At 44.8% G+C, this 7,296-nt stretch carries 7 protein-coding genes and 1 pseudogene; 6 read left to right on the top strand and 2 right to left on the bottom strand.

What is annotated here, in order from left to right; translation table 11 throughout:
* Positions 1-86: 86 nt before the first annotated feature.
* Together RW114_RS19250 and RW114_RS19255 are read right to left on the bottom strand one after the other, a co-directional pair.
* A complete protein-coding gene (locus tag RW114_RS19250; protein ID WP_422614849.1) occupies positions 87-467 on the bottom strand; it encodes a KUP/HAK/KT family potassium transporter in 381 nt (126 codons plus the stop codon).
* Positions 468-494: 27 nt separating this feature from the next.
* Positions 495-1,277, bottom strand: a pseudogene (locus RW114_RS19255) (IS3 family transposase); the annotation flags it as partial.
* A gap of 172 nt (positions 1,278-1,449) precedes the next feature.
* On the opposite strand from RW114_RS19255, the gene RW114_RS19260 reads away from it, so the two are divergent.
* From RW114_RS19260 to RW114_RS19285, 6 genes are all read left to right on the top strand, one after another.
* Positions 1,450-1,707, top strand: a complete 258-nt coding sequence (locus RW114_RS19260) for a transposase (RefSeq protein ID WP_340124365.1) — start codon at positions 1,450-1,452, stop codon at positions 1,705-1,707.
* Positions 1,694-2,560: a transposase gene (locus RW114_RS19265; protein WP_340124366.1), complete on the top strand. Its 867-nt coding sequence runs from the start codon at positions 1,694-1,696 to the stop codon at positions 2,558-2,560. Before RW114_RS19260 ends, RW114_RS19265 begins: the two co-directional genes overlap by 14 nt.
* 39 nt (positions 2,561-2,599) lie before the next feature.
* On the top strand, positions 2,600-2,953 hold the full coding sequence (locus tag RW114_RS19270; RefSeq protein WP_340124367.1) for a hypothetical protein: 354 nt from the start codon (positions 2,600-2,602) through the stop codon (positions 2,951-2,953).
* A 511-nt stretch (positions 2,954-3,464) separates the two neighbouring features.
* A complete protein-coding gene (locus RW114_RS19275) occupies positions 3,465-3,662 on the top strand; it encodes a type II toxin-antitoxin system antitoxin (protein ID WP_340124368.1) in 198 nt (65 codons plus the stop codon).
* Between the two features lie 93 nt (positions 3,663-3,755).
* A complete protein-coding gene (locus RW114_RS19280; RefSeq protein ID WP_340124369.1) occupies positions 3,756-5,951 on the top strand; it encodes an N-6 DNA methylase in 2,196 nt (731 codons plus the stop codon).
* A gap of 229 nt (positions 5,952-6,180) precedes the next feature.
* Positions 6,181-7,125 carry a restriction endonuclease subunit S gene (locus tag RW114_RS19285; RefSeq protein WP_340124370.1) on the top strand — a complete coding sequence of 315 codons (945 nt, stop codon included), beginning with the start codon at positions 6,181-6,183 and terminating at the stop codon, positions 7,123-7,125.
* Positions 7,126-7,296: the final 171 nt, after the last annotated feature.

Raw genomic sequence — 7,296 nt, forward strand, 5'->3', positions numbered from 1 at the left:
CAGTTTTTGTACAATTGAATTCGAAAAGCTTAGCGTTATGATTTTAAGTGCTCCTTTAAGTTTTTTCAGTAGAAATAAGTATATCTTCAAAGGAGTTTTTTACTGTTTTGGAAATTAATTTTCTGGAAGTCTATAGATATGGTTAGCAATACAATCCGTTCATGCAATACCTGATTATGCTCGAAATTGACCTGCAAGGCATGGGGCATTCTGAGATTGCGTGCGCTCATGTAAACAGCCGTTCCGTGGACTCTTGCCATCGGCGGAAACAAAGTCAGGTTGGTAATAAACGTGGTCAGCGATATGGCTGCATTTTGCAGATGATAGGTCAGTACCTGCCGTCCGCATCGCCAGGTGGACATCATGAAAAACAGAGTCGCACCCACTACCAGTGGAAACCATCCACCTTGAGGAATTTTAAGAAGATTCGCGCCTAAGAAAGCACCATCAACTACGGAAATTGTCAATGTAGTTGTCGCCTCGACGGTTAAAACTTACGCTGCTTTTTTGTTCTCAATAATCACCTCCTTGGCAGCATCTTTTTTTGCTTCGGTCTTATCAGGATTAAGGTGAACTGCTTGGATTCTTTGCCAATTCCGTGTGCTTCCGCTCCAGCGTTGCGGATGTTTAGCACGAGCAGCCCCGTAGACGGTTTTACGGTTATCCAGAAGCTTTTCGTCCAAACCTTCATGACGTTGCGCTGGGGTGACAAACTGGATAGCGCTGTGGCGATGTTCGTTGTTGTACCATTCCACTAGCCCCGTGACCCATTGACGTGCTTCTGTGACATCGGCGAATGGCTTTAACGGATAGTTAGGGCGATATTTCAAGGTCTTAAACAACGATTCTGAATAAGGATTATCGTTACTAACTGAAGGCCAACTAAAGGAAGGCATGACACCGAGCTGCTGCAAGGTCGCCAGCATAGACGATCCCTTCATTGGACTGCCGTTATCAGAATGCAGCGTAAGCTGTTGAAACTGTATATCTTCACGATGACATAGATCGCGTAACAGTTCGCCAGCCAAGGCGCTGTTTTCTTCTTCATACACTTGCCAACCGACGATCTTTCGGCTGAAAATATCAACAAATAGATACAGATAGAAGAACTGTCCGCGGATAAGTGATGGCAGGTAGGTAATGTCCCAGCTATAGAGCTGGTTAGGTGCTGTAGCACAGACTGCACGCGGTTTGGTACGTGTTTGAGCAGGACGTTCGCTACGCCGATGGGCAAGTTGATTTTCCTCTCGCAGTATGCGATAGAAAGTTGATTCGGACCTTGATCGGCTAGGAGGCTGTCCGAGAATAGCCATAAAAATAAAGCCCCATATTCCTTACCGCCCTATTTTCATAAAGCAGCCCAAACCGCCACAAAACATCATTTAAATATTCAATATAAACAATGCATTATGTTATAATTCGCAGCAAATAACGTCATTGGGTCACGCCATGCCAGCTCCTTTCAAGTCAAGTCCGGTTGAATTTAATCAACACCAGTTATTTCCCAGGCATATTTTTGATCTTCTCCCGGAAAATCACGAATGCTATCTTTATGCTGATCTGTTTCAACAGCTTGATACCACAACGATTGAAAGTGGCTACAGCGTCAAAGGCCAAAAGGCCTATCATCCCAAGCAAATTATCTCAATCCTGATCTACGCCTACAGTCGTGGTGTTTTCAGCTCAAGACAAATTGAAAGCCCTTGAGCTACGTGAAGAACAGCTTAACCCAGGTAAAGACATTGAAGACAAAAAGCAAATCAGCTTTGCCGATACCGAGGCCCGCATCATGGGCAAGAAAGGCCACTTCGATTACGCCTACAACGCCCAGATCAGCGTTGATGCAGACCGGCAAATCATTGTCGGCCTGCACATCAGCCAAAACGCCAACGACAAACAAGAAATCGAACCCGCCCTGAAAGCGTTGCAGGACACTGCCGGCCGGCTGCCTGACCGATTGAGCGCAGACAATGGCTACCTGTCCGGAGACAATCTACAGGCCCTTGAGCAAAGCAGCACCGATGCCTATATCGCCACCGACAAAGGCGAAAAATCACCCAAAACGCCGTTGGATGGCTCGGATCGAAAACTGGTCAAGGCGGACTTCGACTACCACGAAGCCGACAACACCTTTACTTGTCCCGGCGGACAAGTCTTAACCATGAAACGCGAAGGCCAAGACGGCAGCCGGGTGTATCAAGGCTCCGCCAAGGTCTGCGCCGATTGCCCGCTGCAGAGCCGTTGCTGCCAATCCGCTAAAGGAGAAGCCCGCACCCTCAATACCGATGACAAAGAGCCATTGCGTCAACAGATGAATAGCAAAATGAAAACGGAATCTGCCAAAGCGGTTTACGGTAAGCGCAAAACGATTGTTGAGCCGGTGTTTGGACACATCAAAAACAGCGGCTTTCGCAGTTTTAGTGTTCGAGGCAAAGAAAAAGTTGCGGGTGAATTTTCACTGGTATGCGCCACGCACAATATCAAAAAAATTGCCAAAGCCATTTTTACGGAAATCGTCCGTCCGGAATTTGGTCATTGGGCTACAAACCTAGCCATATAGGTGAAAATCAGGGAATAAACCGCTCAAAAGCCAAGTTTAATGGCTAAATTTTATAGACAGGGCAATTTCAAAAATAGGCCTCCGGAAAAATTAAAAAATTTCATGGGCACAAAAGTAGCTTTTCCAAAGAACTCTATTCTCGGACAGCCTCCTAGTGAATTCCGTGAAAATACTGAAGATTATGGGTTAAATTCAGCTTTATATTCATTGCACGACAGTAACGCTCGGCGTGGGCACCTTAGACGCCTTCAGCGCCACGTACGTCAGGTTATCTGGATCGATGACTTAAATTTCAGCAAACCCCATGAGATTCTGTCTTTTTTGATCCAAAAGGGGAACCGTGAAGAAGTGTTAGATCAGACTTGGCCTGATGAAGATTGGTTAGTTCCTTAGTGTAGGTTCTAATCTGCTTGGCCAATTGCTTTTGAAGATTAACTGGCATTGGTCAAGCAGATAATTGTCATTAAACACATACACAACATACACTTTGATAGTTAATTCAGTTATGTATGTCGTGTATGCATCTATTACGAAAAAATTAATTCTAACAAAATCACAGCGACTAACAGCACGTTTATCGTGCATCTTGTGGTTATCAATCCAGGCAGTAGAAGGCACATTTGACTGGAATTGCATACGGTAACTGCTCGTCAATGGTTAACTCCAAATATACCAAAACCACCTAAAAAGTAACTTTTGTTAACGCCAATTAACGCAAGCAATCCGCAAGAACAACATTTGTCTGCGCCCCCCAGCAACCTTGTGCCAGGCAATTTTCTCCGTTTGAAATCCCCTTGGCTTTAGACGTATTTTAATTAAAAAATGATAAGATTGTTGAATGAAGGTAGAGTGCTGTATATTTGCAGTACACTCATTTTAAGGTACTACTTTTAGGTGTTAGCTTATGGCAACCATAAAATCCACAACATTAACTTTGCGTGTCGATCCGGCTATTAAGGAAGGTTTGCGCTTGTTGGCAGAAAAAGAACACCGCAGTCTCACCAACATGGTGGAAGTTATGATTCGTGATCATTGTAAGCTGCATAATGTGGTCATTCCTGTGCAGCAATCCCTTTTCGACGGTGAAAACCAACAACAATAAAAACGGTAAGCACACCGGTATCGTTACCAATCAGATCAACTAATGAATTGAGCCCAGGCCAATTATTCATACAAAGCGACAGAATAAAACATAATGGCTCAACTAGAAAATATCGAAGCAATTGAAAAACGCCTGTGGAAAGCCGCAGATACCTTACGCAGCAACTCGGAGCTGGCAAGTAACGAATACTTTTTACCGGTCATGGGATTGATTTTTTTACGCCATGCATACAGCCGTTTTCTGGCGGTGCAAGATGAAATTGTCGCCAATCTGCCAAGTCGTGGTGGTAAAACCCGAGAAGTCACTAAAGAAGATTTTTCACAAAAAAGTGCGATTTACCTTAAGCCGGAAGCCCAGTTTGACACGCTGGTCGCACTGACCGATGCCGATGACCGTCAGGAAGCCATCATCCAGGCGATGGAAGCTATTGAAGCTGATTACGTCAATTTACGCGGCCAGTTGCCCAAGCAGGAATACCGGACGATTCCCGACGATGTTCTGGGAATGTTATTGCGAGCTCTTAATCCGGATGAATTAAAAAAAGCTACCGGCGATATTATCGGTCGTATTTACGAATACTTTTTGACCGAATTTGCCGGACAAGGCGCTCACGATGGTGGTGAATTCTTCACGCCGGTTTCCCTGGTGCAACTGATAGTGAATGTGATCGAACCCGATCACGGTAGGATTTTTGACCCTGCTTGTGGTTCTGGCGGTATGTTTGTGCAAAGTGCGCATTTTATGGAACAGCACCAGCTAAACCCCTATCAGCTTACCTTTTACGGACACGAAAAAAACCGTGTAACCACTCGTTTGGGCAAAATGAACCTGGCTGTTCATGGCTTAGAGGGCAACATTATTGGTGGTGAAGAGGCGATTACCTATTATAAAGACCCACACGATGGCCTGTTCGGCACGGTCGATTATGTGATGGCAAATCCGCCTTTCAACGTCGATGAAGTCGATGCCGAAAAAGTTAAAAATGACCCGCGGTTACCGTTTGGCTTGCCCGGCACCAACAAAACCAAAAAAGTGTCCAACGCCAACTACTTGTGGATTCAGTATTTCTACAGCTATTTGAATAAAACCGGTCGGGCAGGCTTTGTTATGTCATCGCAGGCATCCAGCGCCGGACGTGACGAAGCCAAAGTACGTGAGCAACTGGTCAAAACGGGGCATGTTGATCTGATGATCGACATACGCGGTAACTTCTTCTATACCCGTACCGTGCCTTGCCAATTGTGGTTTTTGAATAAAGCCAAGCCGCAGTTGCATCAAGATAAAGTCCTGATGATTGATGCCCGGAATGTGTATCGCAAAGTCACCCGAAAAATCATGGACTTTAGCCCGGAGCAATTGCAAAACCTCAGCGCGATTGTCTGGTTGTATCGTCGACAAGAGCAGCGTTTTGTTGAGCTGGTGGTCAGTTACCTTAATGAGACGTTGATCTGCTTAAACCACGCATTGCTGCCTAGTAAACAACAGCGCGGACTCGCTTGGTTGATGGTTAACTTGCAACGCCAGATTCGCACGTTGGATGAAGTTAATCAGGACAATCAAATCAATAGTAATGACATAAAGCAGCAACTTACTCAGCTGCGTGAGGATGTCGGGTGTTTCAAAGCAGCAAGCCTGTTTTTCACGCCTTTACTAGGCAAGCAGGATATAGCAACTGTTAATCAACGCGAACAAACCGTTGCGTCATTGGTAGAAACGAGTCGTGACCTGATCAAGACCGTTGATCAACTTGGCAAGCTGGCTAGCAATCAAACACAGCAGGCTATAGAGCTACTCAAAAACAAGGTCACATTGCTCGAACAGCAAATTGAATCACTTGGCACTGCACAAGAGAGGGATTTGGGCAAGAAGGTCAAACTAATCGATGAAGAAAAGCAGTTAAAATCCGAAGTAAAACAATTCAATCAGGCGCGTGCCTTGTTGCAACGCAATTACAAACAAATTGAACTTTGGCGTAAACATACCGTCGAGCAGCTTAAACAGGTACGTTATTTTTACAAACAAGCCCATTGGTTGTTGTCGCGTTTTCCCGATGGCAAACTGGCGGATGTGGAAGGCTTGGTTAAACTGGTGGATGTTAAGGTTATCGAAGCCGCTGATTGGAGTTTGACCCCTGGTCGTTATGTTGGTGTCGCGCCCGAAGAAGTGGATGAAGACTTTGATTTTGAAGAATCCCTGCGCGACATCCATATCGAACTTAAAGGGCTGAATGAAGAAGCGGCAGAGTTGGCTGCACAGATTGCTCATAACTTTGATGAGTTGGGGATATGAGTTGGCGCGAGATTTCGCTAGTTCCCAAGCTCCAGCTTGGGAATTCAGTGCCGGAAGCTCCAGCTTCCAGACTTGGGCTGGAACGGGTTTTCAACCCGTTCCGTAACGTTCGGGATATCTCTAGGCGTATTGAAACGTTAAGGACGGGGTTACAAACCCCGTCCCGCTCTGATGAAGAAGCGGCTGAACTTGCGGTACAGATTGCCCGAAACTTTGAGGAGTTGGGGATATGAGCTGGAATGAGACTGTGCTAGAAAGTATTATAGAGGTTGTAACTAAAGGTACGACTCCTACAACTTATGGAATGCCGTTTACCGATGAAGGTGTTAACTTTGTTAAGGCTGAAGCTTTGAATGGCGACGTATCACTGGAAAGATCAGGCTTTACTTTTATTACTGAAGCAACTCATGAAAAACTGAAGCGTTCACAGTTGGCTAAAGATGATGTTTTAATCACAATTGCAGGAGCAAATGTCGGTAAATGTGGGTTTGTAAGGGAGGAAGATTTACCGGCAAATACCAATCAAGCAGTTGGGATTGTGAGGGTTGACCCTGAAAAAGCTTTACCGAGATTTGTCTATTATCACTTCAAAAATCCAAGCACTTTTACTATATGTCAAAGCTTTGGAGGCCAAGCGGCGCAACCAAATATAAACTTGACAGTTTTAAAAGGAATGAAACTAAAACTGCCCAACATTCCTATTCAAGAAAAAATTGTCGATCTTTTGTCTTCTTATGATGAACTAATTAAAAACAACCGCCGTCGAATTCAGCTTTTGGAAGATTCAGCGCGTCTGTTGTATCAGGAGTGGTTTGTTTACCTGCGCTTCCCCGGGCATGAGCATGTCAGGATTGTTGATGGTGTGCCGGAGGGGTGGAGCAAAGAACCACTTGAAAATCTTCTAATTCTTCAGCGTGGCTTTGATCTACCTTCAAATAACCGTGTTGATGGATCAATACCTATTTATGCCTCAACCGGTGTTAATGGCTTCCATAATCAGGCAAAGGTAAAAGGTCCCGGCGTGGTCACTGGTCGTTCTGGCTCTTTAGGAACGGTTATGTATGTCTCGAAGGATCACTGGCCTTTAAATACAGCACTTTGGGTTAAGGGATTCAAAAAAGTAGGCTATGTCATCGTTAACTATGGAATTTTTTATTTCTTTTTCATAAAATAAGCCATGTAGGTTTTCAATTGGAGATCATCATGAAAAACGCCGAGTTTTTTCAATTAATTACTGCAATCCGTGAATTAGATCATCACCAGCGCAAACTGCTGAACGCTGCCTTAAATCAACTATCCGACGAACCCAAAGTCCTCGAATTGATTGAGTCCTGCTTTGATGCTA

This window comes from Methylobacter svalbardensis (assembly GCF_037671525.1).
Lineage (GTDB): Bacteria > Pseudomonadota > Gammaproteobacteria > Methylococcales > Methylomonadaceae > Methylobacter_A > Methylobacter_A svalbardensis.

Bases quoted from the DNA above. Each gene is read 5' to 3' on its own strand.
- RW114_RS19260 (WP_340124365.1), top strand. From the start codon at position 1,450: ATGCCAGCTCCTTTCAAGTCAAGTCCGGTTGAATTTAATCAACACCAG.
- RW114_RS19270 (WP_340124367.1), top strand. From the start codon at position 2,600: ATGGCTAAATTTTATAGACAGGGCAATTTCAAAAATAGGCCTCCGGAA.
- RW114_RS19275 (WP_340124368.1), top strand. From the start codon at position 3,465: ATGGCAACCATAAAATCCACAACATTAACTTTGCGTGTCGATCCGGCT.
- RW114_RS19280 (WP_340124369.1), top strand. From the start codon at position 3,756: ATGGCTCAACTAGAAAATATCGAAGCAATTGAAAAACGCCTGTGGAAA.
- RW114_RS19285 (WP_340124370.1), top strand. From the start codon at position 6,181: ATGAGCTGGAATGAGACTGTGCTAGAAAGTATTATAGAGGTTGTAACT.